Below are 15,165 nucleotides of genomic sequence, written 5' to 3'. Positions count from 1 at the left end.
TTTTTGGCCACGGCAATACTGCCCGGCGCCAGAGAACCGGCCAGACCAAGCGCTCACCTGTTCAACAACAGCTTTCTGGAGCTTGGTAATCAAATGGAAATCTTCGACTACGACAACATCCTGCTGCTGCCGCGCAAGTGCCGCGTGGAAAGCCGCTCGGAATGCGACGCCGGTGTGGAACTGGGCGGGCGCAAGTTCCGCCTGCCCGTGGTGCCGGCCAACATGAAGACGGTGGTGGACGAATCGATCTGCCTCTGGCTGGCGCAGAACGGTTACTTCTACGTGATGCACCGCTTCGACCTGGACAACGTGCAGTTCGTGCGCGACATGCACGCCAAGGGCGTGTTCGCCTCGATCTCGCTCGGCGTGAAGGCCCCCGACTACGCCACGGTGGACACGCTGGTGGCCGCGGGCCTGGTGCCCGAGTACATCACCATCGACATCGCGCACGGCCATGCCGACAGCGTGAAGAACATGATCGGCTACCTCAAGGACAAGCTGCCGGCTTCGTTCGTGATTGCCGGCAACGTGGCCACGCCCGAAGCGGTGATCGACCTGGAGAACTGGGGCGCGGACGCGACCAAGGTGGGCGTGGGCCCGGGCAAGGTCTGCATCACCAAGCTCAAGACCGGTTTCGGCACGGGCGGCTGGCAGCTCTCGGCGCTGAAGTGGTGCGCGCGCGTGGCCACCAAGCCCATCATTGCCGACGGCGGCATCCGCAGCCATGGCGACATCGCCAAGAGCATCCGCTTCGGCGCGTCGATGGTGATGATCGGTTCGCTGTTCGCCGGCCACGAGGAATCGCCCGGCCTGACGGTGGAAGAAAACGGCCAGCGCTTCAAGGAGTACTACGGCTCGGCCAGCGACTTCAACAAGGGCGAGTACAAGCACGTTGAAGGCAAGCGCATCCTCGAACCGATCAAGGGCAAGCTGGCGGACACGCTGATCGAGATGGAGCAGGACGTGCAGAGCTCGATCAGCTATTCCGGCGGCACCAAGCTGATGGACGTGCGCAAGGTGAACTACGTGATCCTGGGTGGCGACAACGCGGGTGAACACCTGCTGATGTGATTTGGCCTAGTGCGGGGCGTTTCGCACGCCCTGCTTTCGCGGACCCATGAGCGCACGGCGCTCTGCTCCGCGAATGTCCCCCGGTGGCTGGTGCTCGCACACCACCGACCGAGCGCCCACAAGGTCATCGGTGATCGGGGTGGCCGGCGCAGCGGCATAAATGAGGAGAACCGGCTCAGCCGGTTCGGGGGACAGCCGCGGAGCCGGTCGCCCGGGTCGCCGATGGCCGGTCCCGTCGGAGCAAGCCCAAACAAAAAACTAGATACCCAGAAGCGACCGCACCATCTTGTGCAGCCGCTGCCGCGGGTCGGCCAACGCGTCGACGATGCTGAAGTGGTTCAGCCCCTTGAGGCCTTCGCAAACCGGCACCACGTCCGTGCCCCAGGACTGCTGGATCAGGCGGTTATGGCGCAGGAACTCGCTGCTTTCATCGGCCCCCACCACGGCGCTCAACTCGCCACGGCCTTCGCGCAAACGCGGTGCCGGCAGGCGCGCCGGGCTGGCCCGGGACACGTCCGCGGGCGTGAGGTGCAGCGACGTCTGCACCGACGGCGTGTGCATCACCGGCTCCAGGTCGTACAGGCCCGACATGCCCAGGGCATTCTTCACCAGCGACAGCGGCAGGTCGTCCCCCACCAGCGACCAGTCGCAGGCCAGCATCATGCTCGCCAGGTGCCCACCCGCCGAATGCCCCACCACCGTGATGCGCTGCGGGTCACCGCCGTGCGCGCCGATGTGGCGGTACACCCAGGCCAGCGCCTGCACCATCTGCAGCGTGATCTGCGGCACCGTCACCGCCGGGCACAGCGCGTAGTTCGGCAGCACCACACAAGCACCGCGCTGCACGAACGGCGGCGCGATGAAGGAATGGTCGGCCTTGTCCAGGCTGCGCCACCAGCCGCCATGGATGAACACCAGCACCGGCGCGGGCGGCTTGCCCGCCTTGCGCGGCGCGGGAAAGATGTCCAGCGTTTCACCCTCGCCATGGCCGTAGCGCACGTCGAGCAGGCTCCGGCCGTTGGCGCGTGCGGCTGCCGAGTCGCGCGCCCAGCGGTCGAAGTGCGACTGGAATTCCGGCACGCGAGCGCGGTTGTTGTGCTCGACTTCGAGCCAGGCGGGATCGAGGTTGGGGCTGGTGTGTTTCATCGGGCGCATTGTGTCACGGGGTTTTTGCGGGCCGCTCACAACCGCCGGCGGCAGCAGGCACGTATGCTCCCGACATCGACTGCCGCCCCATACAGATACACAGACCCCCGACACCCGTGAACACCAGCAACACCACTCCCCTGCCCCAACGCATCGCCGTGCTCGGCATCGGCATGATGGGTTTCCCGATGGCGCGCCGCCTGTGCGAAGCCGGCTGCGCGGTCAACGTGTGGAACCGCTCGCGCAGCAAGGCAGAACGCCTGCTGTCCTTCGGCGCCACGGTGGCCGACACCCCGGGCGAGGCCGTGGCCGATGCCGACCTGGTGATCCTGCTGCTGGAACACGGTGGCATCGTGCAGGACGTGTTGTTCGAGCAAGGTGCGGCCGCCGCACTGCGGCCCGGCACGCTGGTGGTGGACATGTCCTCGATCCAGCCGCGCGAAGCACGCGAACACGCGGCCCGCCTCGAAGCGCAGGGCCAGCGTCACCTGGACGCGCCGGTCTCCGGCGGCACGGTGGGCGCCGAGCAAGGCACGCTGGCCATCATGGCCGGCGGTGCACAGGCCGATTTCGAGCGCGCGCGCCCGGTGCTGGAGCTGCTCGGCAAACCGGTGCACGTGGGACCACACGGCACCGGCCAGCTCACCAAATTGGCCAACCAGATGATCGTGGGCATCACCATCGGCGCGGTGGCCGAGGCGCTGCTGCTGTGCGAAAAAGGCGGCGCCGACATGGCGCGCGTCAAGCAGGCCATCAGCGGTGGCTTTGCCGACAGCCGCATCCTGCAGGTGCACGGCCAGCGCATGGTCGAGCGCGACTTCACCAAACGCGCCGCCATCACGGTGCAGCTCAAGGACATGCGCAACGCACTCGGCACCGCGCAGGAGATCGGCTTCGACGCGCCCATCACCGGCCTGTTCGAACAACTCTTTGCCGACGCCACCGAACACGGCCTGGCCGACCTCGACCACTCGGCCCTGTTCGTCGAACTCGCACGCCGCAACGGCATGCAGTGAACGCGCGGCACTGAGGGCGGCTCGCACTGTCGGACATTTCCGACGCGGCAGCGAGCGCCCTCCTACGCCGCGCGCGGCATGTGGCCTGCATCATGAGACCCTGAGCCGGCGCCACCCACGGCGCCTCGTTTCAAGGCCCCCACGATGGACCGACACATGACCGACAACATCTACGAAGCCCTGCGCGAAAGCCACGAAATCCAACGTTCCCTGTGCCGCAAACTGCTGCGCGCCAAACCCGCCGGCGATGACCGCCAGGCTTTGTTCACCGCATTGCGCATCGAGCTGGCCGCGCACGCCGCGGCCGAAGAGCGCTTTCTCTACGCCCCGATGCTGATGGACGACATGGGGCTGGATTCGTCGCGCCACGCGCTGGCAGAGCACCACACCATGGACGAGATGGTGGAAAAACTGCAGTCGCTCGAGACCAGCGGCGACGCCTGGCTGGAGCACGCGAAGAAACTCTCGGAGAAGGTGCACCACCACCTGCGCGAAGAAGAAAAGAAGTTCTTCCAGGTCTCGGGAAAAATCCTCACCGACACGCAGAAGCACCGCCTGGCCCTGCGCTACCGGCGCGACTACGCGCGCATGCAGAAGAAGCTGGAGGCCGCGTAAGGGCAAAGGCAGGGCTGCTGCAAAATACTGTATATACTTACAGTGTGAGCCCGGTAGCCCGCAAGATCCGTATCCTCGCGGACGCCGCCAAGTACGACGCGTCCTGCGCCTCCAGCGGTGGCACGCGCCGCGACTCTCTCGACCGCCAGGGCCTGGGCTCCAACGAGGGCATGGGCATCTGCCACAGCTACGCGCCCGATGGCCGCTGCATCTCGCTGCTGAAAATCCTGCTCACCAACTGGTGCCTGTACGATTGCCTGTACTGCGTCAACCGCGTCTCCAGCGACGTCGAGCGGGCGCGCTTCACGGTGGAAGAGGTGGTCAACCTCACGCTCGACTTCTACCGCCGCAACCTGATCGAAGGCCTGTTCCTCAGCTCGGGCATCATCCGCTCGCCCGACTACACCATGGAGCAGATGGTGGAGGTGGCGCGCCAGCTGCGTGAGGTGCACGGCTTTCGTGGCTACATCCACCTCAAGACCATCCCTGACGCCGACGAGGCCCTGCTCGCGCGCGCCGGTCGCCACGCCGACCGGTTGAGCATCAACATCGAGCTGCCCAGCCAAGCCGCACTGGACGCACTGGCGCCGGAGAAGAACGGCCAGCAGATCCGCCAGAGCATGGCGCGCATGCGCCTCAAGCTGGACGAAGCGCGCGAGCAGAAGAGCCAAGCCTTGCAGATCCGCTCGCTGCCCGGCCAGCAGGGCACCGGCGCCGTGCCGCCGCGGTTTGCGCCGGCCGGCCAGAGCACGCAGATGATCGTTGGCGCCGACGACTCGGACGACCGCAGCATCCTGCAGACCAGCGCCGGGCTCTACGCGGGGTACCGCCTCAAGCGCGTGTATTACTCGGCCTTCAGCCCGATCCCGCACGCCAGCGCGCGCCTGCCCGGCCAGGCCGCACCGCTGGTGCGTGAACACCGGCTCTACCAGGCCGACTGGCTGATGCGCTTCTACGGTTTCGACGCCGCCGAACTGGTGTTGCCCGGCGGCATGTTGTCGATGGACATGGACCCCAAACTCGCCTGGGCGCTGGCCCACCCCGAGCTGTTCCCGGTGGACGTCAACCGCGCACCGCGCGAAACCCTGCTGCGCGTGCCCGGCCTGGGCGTGCACTCGGTGCAGCGCCTGCTGCACGCGCGCCGCGTGCGCGTGCTGCGCCACGCCGACATGGAACGCCTGGGCACGGCCGGTCGCAAGGCACTCGACTTCGTGCACCTGCCCGACCACCGGCCCGGTGCCGTGCGGCTGGGTACCACGCAGACCGCCGCGCTGCGCCCACGGCAACGTGCGCCCTTCGCGGCCCGCGCGGTGCAACAACATCAAGCCGATCTGTTCGACACGCCCCCAACCACGCCCATCATCACGCAACACAACGCGGTGCTGGCCGGCGTGGCGGCCGGGCACTGAGCCACATCGCCATGCGCTGGCGGGTGCAGCACCAGGCCGACGATGTGCAGGTGGCGCTGCGCGCGCTCTCGGCCCTGCTGGCCTGCGGCGCCGCGCCTGGCGAGGTGTTGTGGAGCGGCGGCGCGGGCGGTGAGGCGCAGGCCGATCTGCTGGAAGCCTTGGCACCCGCCCCCACCATCGCGCCACCCGAAGAAGCCCCGCCGCTGCACGCCCTGCGCCGCCTGCCCGCCGGCTTCATCAGCCTGGCCGAAGCGGTGCTGATGCATGCCGACCCGCAGCGCTTCCAGCGCCTGCACGCCTACGCACTCGATGTGGCGGCCGAACCGCAGCGCTGGCAAGACGCACTGGACCCGCGCCGGCTGGCGCTCGAAGGGCTGGCGCGCGAGGTGCGGCGCGAGATCCACAAGATGCACGCCTTCGTGCGCTTCCGGCCGCTGCAGGACGCCGTGGATGACAACGCGGCAGACAGCGTGCAATACGTCGCCTGGTTCGAGCCCGAGCACCACATCGTGCGCGCCGCCGTTCCCCTGTTCGAGCGCCGCTTTGCCAGCATGCGCTGGGCCATCCTCACGCCGCGCCTGTGCGCTCACTGGAACGGCAGCGACGGCCTGCGCTTCTCGCCCGGCGTGGACCGCTCGAAGGCGCCACCACCCGATGCCGGCGAAGCGCTCTGGCTCGATTACTACCGCAGCATCTTCAACCCGGCGCGGCTCAAGGTCTCGGCCATGCTGCGCGAGATGCCGCGGCGCTACTGGCCCAACCTGCCCGAGGCGAGCACCATCACCGGCCTCATCCAGTCCGCGCCCGAACGCAGCGCGCGCATGCAGCAGGCCGTGGCCGCACCGCTGCGCCGCATGCCGACCGCACAGCCCGCAACGCCCTCACGCTCTCCACAAAGTGCGGCCGAACGGCTGGCCGACCTGGGCCGGCGCGCGCGCCATTGTTCGGACTGCACGCTGGCCGCCCACGCCACCCAGATGGTGTGGGGCCAGGGGCCGGTGGGCGCGCCGCTGATGATCGTGGGCGAACAGCCGGATGACCAGGAAGACCTGGCGGGCCGCCCTTTCGTGGGCCCGGCAGGCCAGTTGCTGCGCGAGGCCCTGGCCGAACTCGGCTGGCCTGTCGAGCGGCTCTACCTCACCAACGCGGTCAAACACTTCCGCTTCGAACCGCGTGGCAAGCGCCGCATCCACAAGACCCCGGGCCAGCGCGAAGCCCTGGCCTGCCAGCAGTGGCTGGAGGCAGAGGTCCGCCTGGTCGCGCCGCAGGCATTGCTGGCGCTGGGCGCCACCGCCGCCGCCAGCCTGCTCGGGCGGCCGGTCAGCGTGCAGGACAGCCTGGGCCAGTGGTGGCCACGCGCCGACGGCCTGCCGGTCTGGGTGGTGCACCACCCGGCGGCGGTGCTGCGGCACGCCGAATCCGGCGCACCCACATACGGCGACTGGGTGCAGGCCCTGCGGCCGGCGATGCAGCCGCCGCTGCACCTGAAAGAACCCGCCGGGTGAGCACCACGCCGCGCAAGGCCGACGCCGCACTGCTGGCGTGGTTCACCACCCGGGGCTGGACCGCCGCGCCGTTCCAGCGCGCGGTGTGGCGGCATTGGTTGCGTGGCGAATCGGGCCTGCTGGTCACGCCCACCGGCAGCGGCAAGACCCTGGCAGCCTTTGGTGGTGCGCTGCTCGAAGGGCTGCGCGAGGCCGGCACATCCACCACCAAAACCAACACCACGAACACCGGCAAAAAAACAGGCACGAAAGAAAAGCCCGCCCGCCTGCGCCTGTTGTGGATCACGCCGCTGCGCGCGCTCGCCAGCGACACCCAATACGCGCTGCAACACGCCGTGGCCTCACTCGGCCTGCCATGGACGGTGGCCAAACGCACGGGAGACGCGTCCTCGCGCGACCGCCGCCTGGCGCGCCAGGGCCAGGCCGAGGTGCTGGTGATCACACCCGAATCGCTGGCGCTGTTGCTGTCCTACCCCGAGACCGCCGGCCTGCTCAGCGGCCTGCGCGGCGTGGTGGTGGACGAGTGGCACGAACTGCTCGACAACAAACGCGGCGTGCTGCTGCAGCTCGGGCTGGCGCGCCTGCGTGCGCTGGCACCGGCCGCGGTCACCTGGGGCCTGTCGGCCACGCTGGGCAACCTGGAGGAAGCGCGCGACGCGCTGCTGCCGCACCGGCCGGGCGCGCCCATCGTGCGCCAGGCCCGCGCGCGCAGCACCACCATCAAGACCCTGCTGCCCGCGCCGGGCGAACGTTTCCCCTGGGCCGGCAACCTCGGCCTGTCGCAGCTGGACCGCGTGAGCCAGCTCATCGCCGGCACACGCAGCGCCATCCTGTTCACCAACACCCGCGCCCAGGCCGAGCTGTGGCACCGCGCGCTGGCCTCTATCTGGCTGGAGCCACCCGAAACCCTGTCCCTGCACCACGGCTCGCTCGACACCGCGCTGCGCCAAGCCGCCGAACAAGGCCTGCGCGACGGCACGGTGCGCTGCGTGGTGGCCACCTCCAGCCTCGACCTGGGCGTGGACTTTCCCAGTGTCGATCTGGTGCTGCAGGTCGGCAGCCCGAAAGGCGTGGCGCGCCTGCTGCAGCGCGCCGGCCGCGCCGGCCACCGGCCCGGCGCGGCCAGCACCATCCACTGCGTGCCGACGCACGCCATGGAACTCGCGGAGTACGCGGCCGCGCGCCGCGCCATCGAGGCCGGCCGCATCGAAGCGCGCACACCACCGCGCCTGTCGCTAGACGTGTTGTCGCAGCACTGCGTCACGCTGGCGCTGGGTGGCGGCTTCGAGGCCGATGCCCTGCTGGCCGAGGTGCGTGGCACCCACGCGTTTGCGGCCCTGAGTGACAGCGCCTGGGCAGCCGTGTTGCGCTTCATCGAACACGGCGGCCAGGCGCTGGAGCACTACCCCGATTTCCACCGCGTGCAACGCGACGACGCCGGCATCTACCGCGTGCCGAGCCGGCGCATCGCGCTGCACCACCGCCTGTCCATCGGCACCATCAGCGCCGACGGCGCCATGCAGGTGCGCTTCCTGCGGGGCGCCTCGCTCGGCTCGGTGGAAGAAAGCTTCATCAGCCGCCTGCGCCCGCACGACCGTTTCCAGTTCGCCGGCCGCACGCTGGAGCTGGTGACGGTGGACAACATGACGGCCTATGTGCGCAAGGCCAGCGGCATCAGCGCCAACGTGCCGCGCTGGCAGGGTGGCCGCCTGTCCCTTTCCACCGAGCTGGGCGCCGGCGTGGAAGCGGCGCTGAGCGGCCCGCGCGACAGCCCCGAGCTGCGCGCGCTCGCACCGCTGCTCGATCTGCAAGCCCGCCTCTCGGCCCTGCCGACGCCGCAAAGCCTGCTGGTGGAAACCGTGCACGCGCGCGGCGGGCGCCACGGTGGTTCGCTGTTCGTGTACCCCTTCGCCGGCCGCGCGGTGCACGAAGGCATGGCCGCGCTGTTCGCGCTGCGCTGGGGCCGGCTGGCGCCCAACACCTTCGTCTACGCGGTCAACGACCACGGCTTCGTGCTCAGCGCACAACAGGCGCTGGCCGCGCTGGACGCGCCCACTCTGCAAGGCCTGCTCTCGCCCGAGGGCCTCATGGCCGACCTGCAGGAAAGCCTGAACCTGAGCGAGATGGCACGGCGCCAGTTCCGCGAGATCGCACGCGTGGCCGGCATGCTCACGCCCTCGCTGCCGGGCGCGGCCCAGCGCAGCCAGCGCCAGCTGCAAGCCTCCAGTGGCCTGCTGTACGACGTGCTGCGGCGCTACGACCCGACGCACCTGCTGCTGGCGCAGGCCGAGCGCGAGGTGTTCGAGCAGCAGATGGACGTGTCGGCCCTCTCGGCCACGCTGGCGCGCTGCGCCGCACGCCGGCTCGACCTGCAACAACCGCCCACGCTCACGCCCCTGGCCTTCCCGCTCTGGGCCGAAGCGGTGCGCGGCGAACTCAGCACCGAAGACTGGACCACCCGCGTGCGCCGCGCGGCCGAACAACTGCAGGCCCGCCATGGCTGAACACATCGGCATCGAACTGGCCGGTGAGCCGCTGCATCTGTACGCCGACCGCGCGCTCTACTGGCCGGCGCGCCAGCGCCTGCTGGTGGCCGACGTGCACCTGGGCAAGGACGACGCCTTCCGCAGCGCCGGCATCGCCCTGCCCCGCGGTGGCGCCGCGCACGACCTGGCGCGCCTGAGCGCGCTGCTGCAGCACAGTGGCGCACGCGGTTTGTGGTTCCTGGGCGATCTGCTGCACGGCGCGCACACAGACAGCGGCTGGCGCGACGCCTGGACGGCCTTCCTGGCACGCCACGCCGGGCTGGAACTGCTGCTGATCGAAGGCAACCACGACCGCACGGCGGCGCGGGCCGGCCTGGGCATTGCACGCCAGGCGCAGGCGGTGGAAGACGGACCCTTCGTGTTCGACCACATGCCGCGCGCCACGCAGGCGAGCGATGGGCTCATGGGTGTCTGCGGCCATGTGCATCCGGTGGTGAGCGTGCCCGGTTTCCGTGGCCGCTTCCCGGCGTTCGTGGTGCAGCAAGGGCAGCTGATCCTGCCCGCCTTCTCGCGCTTCACCGGCGGTGTGCGGCCACCACGCGCACAGGCGCGTTACGCCTGCATGGGTGAACACCTGCTGGCGCTGGGGCCGGGCAGCGAGGCCGCCCGAGCGTTGCACAGGTGACCGGCCCCGCCGGGCACGCCGATTACCATGGGCCTGCACCTTCCACCCACGCCCCCTCACAGGGCACACACACGAGGAACGCACATGGCATCTGCTCCATCTGAACCATCCACACGGGTTGCACTGGTCACCGGCGCGGGCAGCGGCATCGGCCGCGCCGTCGCCCAGGGTTTGTTGCAGGACGGCTTTCACGTCGTGCTCACCGGCCGCCGGCCCGAGCCGCTGGCCGAGCTGGCCGCCGCCGCACAGGCCGCCGGCCAGCAGGCCAGCGCAATCCCGGCCGACGTGCGCGACGAGCACAGCGTGCAGGCCCTGTTCGACACCATCGAGCAGCGCTTCGGCCGGCTCGACGTGCTGTTCAACAACGCCGGCGTGAACGCCCCCGCGGTGCCGATGGACGAGCTGCCGGTGGAACGCTGGAAGGACGTGATCGACACCAACGTCACCGGCGTCTTCCTCTGCGCACGCGCCGCCTTCGGCCTGATGAAGCGGCAGAACCCGCAGGGCGGACGCATCATCAACAACGGATCGATTTCGGCCCACGCGCCGCGTCCTTTCAGTTGCCCCTACACCGCGAGCAAACACGCGGTGCTGGGCCTGACCAAGACCATCGCGCTCGATGGCCGTGAGCACAACATCGCCTGCGGCCAGATCGACATCGGCAACGCGCTCACCGAGCTGTCTTCGCGCATGACCCAGGGCGTGCGCCAGGCCAACGGCAGCATGGCCACCGAACCCATGATGGACGTGTTGCACGTGGCCGAGGCCGTGCGCTACATGGCCGGGCTGCCGCTCTCGACCAATGTGCTCAACATGACGGTGATGGCCAGTCAGATGCCCTTCGTGGGCCGCGGCTGAAGCCTGGCGCGCGGCGCCTCACGTGCACCGTCTTGCGCGCCGGTTGTCGCAACCATTGCGGCACCACCACCCCGGCGCGCCACCGCTTCGCTCCACAGGTAGGCCGGCAAAGCCAGCATCAGTGGCAGCAGGTAATAGGCTGCGCGGTAGGCCAGCACCACCGCCAGCACCTCGGTGGCTGGCACCGTGCCGCTGAGGGTGGCGACGAACACCGCCTCCAGCACGCCCAGGCCGGCCGGCACGTGGGTGATGACGCCGGCCACCGCCGCCATCAGCAACGCACCCAGCACCACCGCATAAGCCACATGGCCGTCGAACAGCACCCAGACGATGCTGGCAATGAGCAGCCAGCTCGCGCCGCCGGTGGTCAGTTGCAGCAGCGCCAGGCGGCCACCCGGCAAGGGCAGTGCGTGGCTGCGCCAGCGCAGCGTGCGTTCTTTCGAGCGCGCGCACAACACCAGATACATCAGGGCCAGCGCCAGCATCACGGCACCGATGGCGCGCAGGCTGCCGTCGCCGGGCAACCAGTCGCTGGCCGGCAGGCGCGGTGGTGACCACAGCAGCACCGCACCGGCCACCCACAGGTAACCCAGCCAGTTGGTCGCCATGCTCAGCGCGATCACCTTGGCCACGGTGGCCGCCTGCAGGCCCCAGCGCGTGTACAGGCGCAGGCGCATCGCAAAGCCGCCCACCAGCGCACCGAAGTTGAGGTTGAAGGCGTAGCTGATGGCCGCGGTGCCCAGCGTGCGCGGCACCGAGAGGCCATGCTGCGTGAGCCGGCGGCCCACCAGGTCAAAACCCGCGTACACCGCATAGCTCAGCACCGCAATGGCCACGGCCAGCGCCAGCCGTTGCACCGGCATCTGCTGCAGCGAAGCCCACACCGCCGGCCACTCCACCGTGCGCGCCTGCTGCGCCACCAGCGCCAGCACCAGGGCCGCCAGCGCCCAGGGCGCGATGCGTTTCGCCCAAAGCCAGATGCGTTGGGCGCGTGGGCTCATGCCTGGGTGTCCAGGGTGTCGATGGTCAGCGGCACCACGCGCGGCGCGCGTGGCGTGGTCTGGCGCGTCCAGTCGGGGAAACGGCGCAGCGCATGGAACACCACCATGCTGCGCACCGCGATCCAGGCCGAGCGCAGGCGCCCCGGCGTGGGCAGCTCCACGCGCTGGCAGCAGCTTTGCAGCAGCGTGTCGATGTGCTCGCGCAAGTGGCGGGCAAAGACCTCGTCGCGCACCACCACGTTGGCCTCCAGGTTCAGGCTCAGGCTGGTCGGGTCGAGGTTGCTGGAGCCGACCGTGGCCCAGCGGTCGTCCACTACCGCCACCTTGCCGTGCAGCGGGCGCTCGGTGTATTCGTGGATGCGCACGCCGGCGCGCATCAGGTGCTGGTACAGCAGCTCGCTGGCGCGCTTCACCCACACCATGTCGGGCTCTCCCTGCAGCAGCAGATCCACCTGCACACCGCGGCGCGCGGCGCGGCGCAGATCGCGCAGGAAGCGGTAGCCGGGAAAGAAGTAGGCGTTGGCGATCACGATGCGGTGCTGCGCGCTGCGGATGGCGGCGCGGTAGTGGCGCTCGATGTCGCTGCGGTGCTGGTGGTTGTCGCGCGTGACGAAGGCGGCCAGCGCGCCGTCGTCGAGCAGCGTGGCTTCGCCCTTGCGTTGCTGGCGGAGGCGCCAGCGCTGCAGCCACTGGCCGCGTGCCGGCTCCGGTGCATCCAGGTTGGCGCGGCAGAAAGCCTGGATCTGGCCCACCAGCGGGCCTTGCACCTCCACCGCGTAATCCTGCTTGGCCTGGGCGCCGAACTCGGCCAGGTGGTCGATGGAGTAATTGATGCCGCCGACGAAGGCGCGCTGGCCGTCCACCACCACCAGCTTGTGGTGCATGCGGCGCAGCAGGTTCACACGCGTGCCCAGCACGCGCTGCGCTGGCTCGAAGGCGCGCAGCTGCACGCCGGCTTCCAGCAGCGGCTGGGTGAACGAGGGCGGCAGGTCGGGTGAGCCCCAGCCGTCCACCAGCACATGCACCCGCGCGCCGCGTTGCGCGGCGCTCAGCAGCGCGGCGTGCAGGCCGCGGCCCACCTTGTCGTCGAACAGGATGAAGGTTTCCAGCAGCACTTCTTTTTCGGCCGCGGCGATGGCTTCGAACACACGCGGGTAATAAGCCTCACCGTTTTCAAGCAGGGTGATGTGGTTGCCGGGCACCCAATGCGAGTTCATTCGGAGGCCTCCAGGGCGATGTCGGCCGCCAGCGGCGCGTGGTCTGACAACTGCGCCCAGGGGCGGCGCGGCAGCGGCACCGGCAGGGCCATGGCCACGCCGCGCACGTAGATGCGGTCGAGCCGCAGCACGGGCCAGCCGGCAGGAAAACTGCGCGCGTGGTGGCCGTGGCTCAGGCGGAACACCTCGCGCACGCCGCTGGGCGCCAGCAGTTCGTCGGCGCGCTGGCGCCAGTCGTTGAAATCACCCGCGAGCACCAGCGGCGCGTGTTCGGGCACGTGGCGGCTGACGATGTCGCAGATCTGCGCCAGTTGCAGGCGGCGGTGTTTTTCGCGCAGGCCGAGGTGGGTGCACATCACGTGCAGCTCGGGCCCGTCGGGCACGGCCAGCACGCAGTGCAGCAGGCCACGCGGTTCGGCGCCGGGCACGGAGAGGTCGTGGTTTTCATCGTGCAGCACCGGGTAACGCGAGAGCACGGCGTTGCCGTGGTCCTGCCCTTCGGCCACGGCGTTGCGGCCGTAGGCGTGCTGCGGCCAGATCTGGTCGGCCAGGTATTCGTACTGCGCGGCGCTGGGGCCGCTGCCGCCCTGCACTTCCTGCAGGAACACGACGTCGCTGCGCACGGCGCGCACCGCGTGGCGCAAACCTTCCAGCACGGAGCGGCTGTTGAACACGTCGTAACCCTTGTGGATGTTCACTGTCAAAACCTGCATGGACCATGCTAGGCCTGCGCCGCCAGGCGCCTTTGTCAGACAACACCGCGATCACGCGCGGGCGGTGGTGCCGACCGCACCGACGACGCCCGCCACCTTCCGCCCTCTCGCCGTTGTTCAGGCGCGCGAGTAAGCCAACCCCGAGGCCACGCCGCCGAACAGATCACCTTCCACCAGCGGCACGCCCTTGAACTCGGCTTGCAGCGCGCGCTGGAACGGCAGCAGGGCCGAAGAACCGCCGGTGAGGTAGATCGCGTCCAGCGACGCGTTGCCCAGCTCGGCGCGTTGCACGCATTCGCGCGCACAGGCCACGGTGCGTGCCAGCAGCGCCTCCAGGTGCTGCGCCATGTCGGCCGGGGCCAGCTGGGCCGCCAGGTCGCGCTCCACGCCCGACAGGTCCACCGTGGTGTCGGTGTCCTGCAGTGAGCAGCGGATCTTGGCCTGCTCCACCTCGTGGGCAATGCGGTGGCCGTCGCGCTGCGCCAGCACACGCATCAGGCGTTCGTGCAGGCGCACGTCGCTGTAGTTGCTGCGCAGGTTCTGCGCCTGGGCAATGGCGCGCGGCAGGTAGAGCCACTGGATCAGGTGCCAGGTGGACAAATCCATGAACACGCGGTTGGGCACCTCGCGCCCCTGCGGGCCGTGGTGGCGGTAACCCAGCAGCGGCATCACCTGGCCCAGGCTCAGGCGCTGGTCGAAGTCGGTGCCGCCGATGTGCACGCCGGTGGTGGCCAGCACGTCGGCACTGCGGTCGGCCAGCAGCATGCGCTGCGGGCCCAGGCGCACCACGGTGAAATCCGACGTGCCGCCGCCCAGGTCAACCACCAGCACCAGGCTTTCGCGCGTGAGGCGGCGCTCGTGGTCGAGCGCGGCCGCAATCGGCTCGAACTGGAAAGACACGTCTGCAAAGCCCACGGCCTGCGCCGCGTCTTGCAGCGACTGCTGGGCCTGGGCATCGCGCGCCGGGTCGTCGTCCACAAAGTGCACCGGCCGCCCCATCACCACGCGGGTGGGCGCAGCACCCAACACCTGCGCGGCGCGCTCGCGCAACTCGTTGAGGAAAATTTCCACGATCTGCTGGAAGCTGATCTGCTGGTGGTTCACCACCGTGGATTCGTTCAGCAGAGGGCTGCCCAGCAGGCTCTTGAGCGAACGCAGCAGGCGCCCCTCGGTGCCGCCGAGGTACTGGCCCACGGCGTCGCGCCCGAAGTGCGTGCACCGGTCTTCGGCGTTGAAGAACACCGCCGTCGGCATGGCCGTGGCCTCACCCTCCAGCGGAATCAGCCGCGAGGTGCCACCGCCCGGCGCGGCCCAGGACATGGCGGAGTTGGACGTGCCGAAATCAATGCCGAGCATGCCGGCGGGCGGCGAGGATTGCATGGGGAACCAGAAGGGAGAGAAACGGGGTGGGCACGGCGGGTGCGCAGGCCGGGCGGCGAGCGG

13 protein-coding genes are annotated in these 15,165 nt (G+C 69.6%); 8 read left to right on the top strand and 5 right to left on the bottom strand.

Annotation, left to right across the window (positions count from 1 at the left end):
* Positions 1-93 precede the first annotated feature (93 nt).
* Positions 94-1,071, top strand: a complete 978-nt coding sequence (locus tag HPA01S_RS08050; protein WP_066268620.1) for a GMP reductase — start codon at positions 94-96, stop codon at positions 1,069-1,071.
* A 258-nt stretch (positions 1,072-1,329) separates the two neighbouring features.
* On the opposite strand, the gene HPA01S_RS08045 is transcribed toward HPA01S_RS08050, so the two are convergent.
* The gene (locus tag HPA01S_RS08045; protein WP_066268618.1) at positions 1,330-2,217 is read right to left on the bottom strand and encodes an alpha/beta hydrolase; all 888 of its coding nucleotides are present in this window, start codon (positions 2,215-2,217) and stop codon (positions 1,330-1,332) included.
* 116 nt (positions 2,218-2,333) lie between these two features.
* Here HPA01S_RS08045 and HPA01S_RS08040 point away from each other — a divergent pair, with 116 nt between their 5' ends.
* From HPA01S_RS08040 to HPA01S_RS08010, 7 genes are all read left to right on the top strand, one after another.
* The gene (locus HPA01S_RS08040; RefSeq protein ID WP_066268616.1) at positions 2,334-3,233 is read left to right on the top strand and encodes an NAD(P)-dependent oxidoreductase; all 900 of its coding nucleotides are present in this window, start codon (positions 2,334-2,336) and stop codon (positions 3,231-3,233) included.
* A gap of 156 nt (positions 3,234-3,389) precedes the next feature.
* Complete coding sequence (locus HPA01S_RS08035) at positions 3,390-3,848, top strand: hemerythrin domain-containing protein (RefSeq protein ID WP_066268615.1); 459 nt, start codon at positions 3,390-3,392, stop codon at positions 3,846-3,848.
* A gap of 44 nt (positions 3,849-3,892) precedes the next feature.
* On the top strand, positions 3,893-5,257 hold the full coding sequence (locus tag HPA01S_RS08030) for a putative DNA modification/repair radical SAM protein (RefSeq protein WP_084360542.1): 1,365 nt from the start codon (positions 3,893-3,895) through the stop codon (positions 5,255-5,257).
* An 11-nt stretch (positions 5,258-5,268) separates the two neighbouring features.
* Complete coding sequence (locus HPA01S_RS08025) at positions 5,269-6,762, top strand: UdgX family uracil-DNA binding protein (RefSeq protein ID WP_066268614.1); 1,494 nt, start codon at positions 5,269-5,271, stop codon at positions 6,760-6,762.
* On the top strand, positions 6,759-9,266 hold the full coding sequence (locus HPA01S_RS08020; protein WP_066268612.1) for a ligase-associated DNA damage response DEXH box helicase: 2,508 nt from the start codon (positions 6,759-6,761) through the stop codon (positions 9,264-9,266). Before HPA01S_RS08025 ends, HPA01S_RS08020 begins: the two co-directional genes overlap by 4 nt.
* Positions 9,259-9,933 carry a ligase-associated DNA damage response endonuclease PdeM gene (gene pdeM, locus HPA01S_RS08015; protein ID WP_066268609.1) on the top strand — a complete coding sequence of 225 codons (675 nt, stop codon included), beginning with the start codon at positions 9,259-9,261 and terminating at the stop codon, positions 9,931-9,933. The genes HPA01S_RS08020 and pdeM overlap by 8 nt, the downstream gene beginning before the upstream one ends.
* Before the next feature lie 84 nt (positions 9,934-10,017).
* Positions 10,018-10,791, top strand: coding sequence for an SDR family oxidoreductase (locus HPA01S_RS08010; protein ID WP_066268607.1), 774 nt, complete (start codon positions 10,018-10,020; stop codon positions 10,789-10,791).
* Here HPA01S_RS08010 and HPA01S_RS08005 read toward each other — a convergent pair.
* From HPA01S_RS08005 to HPA01S_RS07990, 4 genes are all read right to left on the bottom strand, one after another.
* On the bottom strand, positions 10,764-11,792 hold the full coding sequence (locus HPA01S_RS08005) for a lysylphosphatidylglycerol synthase domain-containing protein (RefSeq protein ID WP_084360541.1): 1,029 nt from the start codon (positions 11,790-11,792) through the stop codon (positions 10,764-10,766). The genes HPA01S_RS08010 and HPA01S_RS08005 overlap by 28 nt on opposite strands.
* Positions 11,789-13,009: a cardiolipin synthase ClsB gene (gene clsB, locus HPA01S_RS08000; protein ID WP_066268606.1), complete on the bottom strand. Its 1,221-nt coding sequence runs from the start codon at positions 13,007-13,009 to the stop codon at positions 11,789-11,791. The genes HPA01S_RS08005 and clsB overlap by 4 nt, the downstream gene beginning before the upstream one ends.
* Positions 13,006-13,722: an endonuclease/exonuclease/phosphatase family protein gene (locus HPA01S_RS07995; RefSeq protein ID WP_066268604.1), complete on the bottom strand. Its 717-nt coding sequence runs from the start codon at positions 13,720-13,722 to the stop codon at positions 13,006-13,008. Before HPA01S_RS07995 ends, clsB begins: the two co-directional genes overlap by 4 nt.
* A gap of 117 nt (positions 13,723-13,839) precedes the next feature.
* The gene (locus HPA01S_RS07990) at positions 13,840-15,102 is read right to left on the bottom strand and encodes an Hsp70 family protein (protein ID WP_066268601.1); all 1,263 of its coding nucleotides are present in this window, start codon (positions 15,100-15,102) and stop codon (positions 13,840-13,842) included.
* Between the last annotated feature and the right edge of the window lie 63 nt (positions 15,103-15,165).

The organism is Hydrogenophaga palleronii NBRC 102513 (genome assembly GCF_001571225.1).
Classification (GTDB): Bacteria; Pseudomonadota; Gammaproteobacteria; order Burkholderiales; family Burkholderiaceae_C; genus Hydrogenophaga; species Hydrogenophaga palleronii.
The sequence above is the reverse complement of the archived record's forward strand: the minus strand, read 5'-3'. Positions and strand labels throughout refer to the sequence as shown.

Bases quoted from the DNA above. Each gene is read 5' to 3' on its own strand.
- HPA01S_RS08050 (WP_066268620.1), top strand. From the start codon at position 94: ATGGAAATCTTCGACTACGACAACATCCTGCTGCTGCCGCGCAAGTGC.
- HPA01S_RS08045 (WP_066268618.1), bottom strand. From the start codon at position 2,217: ATGAAACACACCAGCCCCAACCTCGATCCCGCCTGGCTCGAAGTCGAG.
- HPA01S_RS08035 (WP_066268615.1), top strand. From the start codon at position 3,390: ATGACCGACAACATCTACGAAGCCCTGCGCGAAAGCCACGAAATCCAA.
- HPA01S_RS08025 (WP_066268614.1), top strand. From the start codon at position 5,269: ATGCGCTGGCGGGTGCAGCACCAGGCCGACGATGTGCAGGTGGCGCTG.
- pdeM (WP_066268609.1), top strand. From the start codon at position 9,259: ATGGCTGAACACATCGGCATCGAACTGGCCGGTGAGCCGCTGCATCTG.
- HPA01S_RS08010 (WP_066268607.1), top strand. From the start codon at position 10,018: ATGGCATCTGCTCCATCTGAACCATCCACACGGGTTGCACTGGTCACC.
- HPA01S_RS08005 (WP_084360541.1), bottom strand. From the start codon at position 11,792: ATGAGCCCACGCGCCCAACGCATCTGGCTTTGGGCGAAACGCATCGCG.
- clsB (WP_066268606.1), bottom strand. From the start codon at position 13,009: ATGAACTCGCATTGGGTGCCCGGCAACCACATCACCCTGCTTGAAAAC.
- HPA01S_RS07995 (WP_066268604.1), bottom strand. From the start codon at position 13,722: ATGCAGGTTTTGACAGTGAACATCCACAAGGGTTACGACGTGTTCAAC.
- HPA01S_RS07990 (WP_066268601.1), bottom strand. From the start codon at position 15,102: ATGCAATCCTCGCCGCCCGCCGGCATGCTCGGCATTGATTTCGGCACG.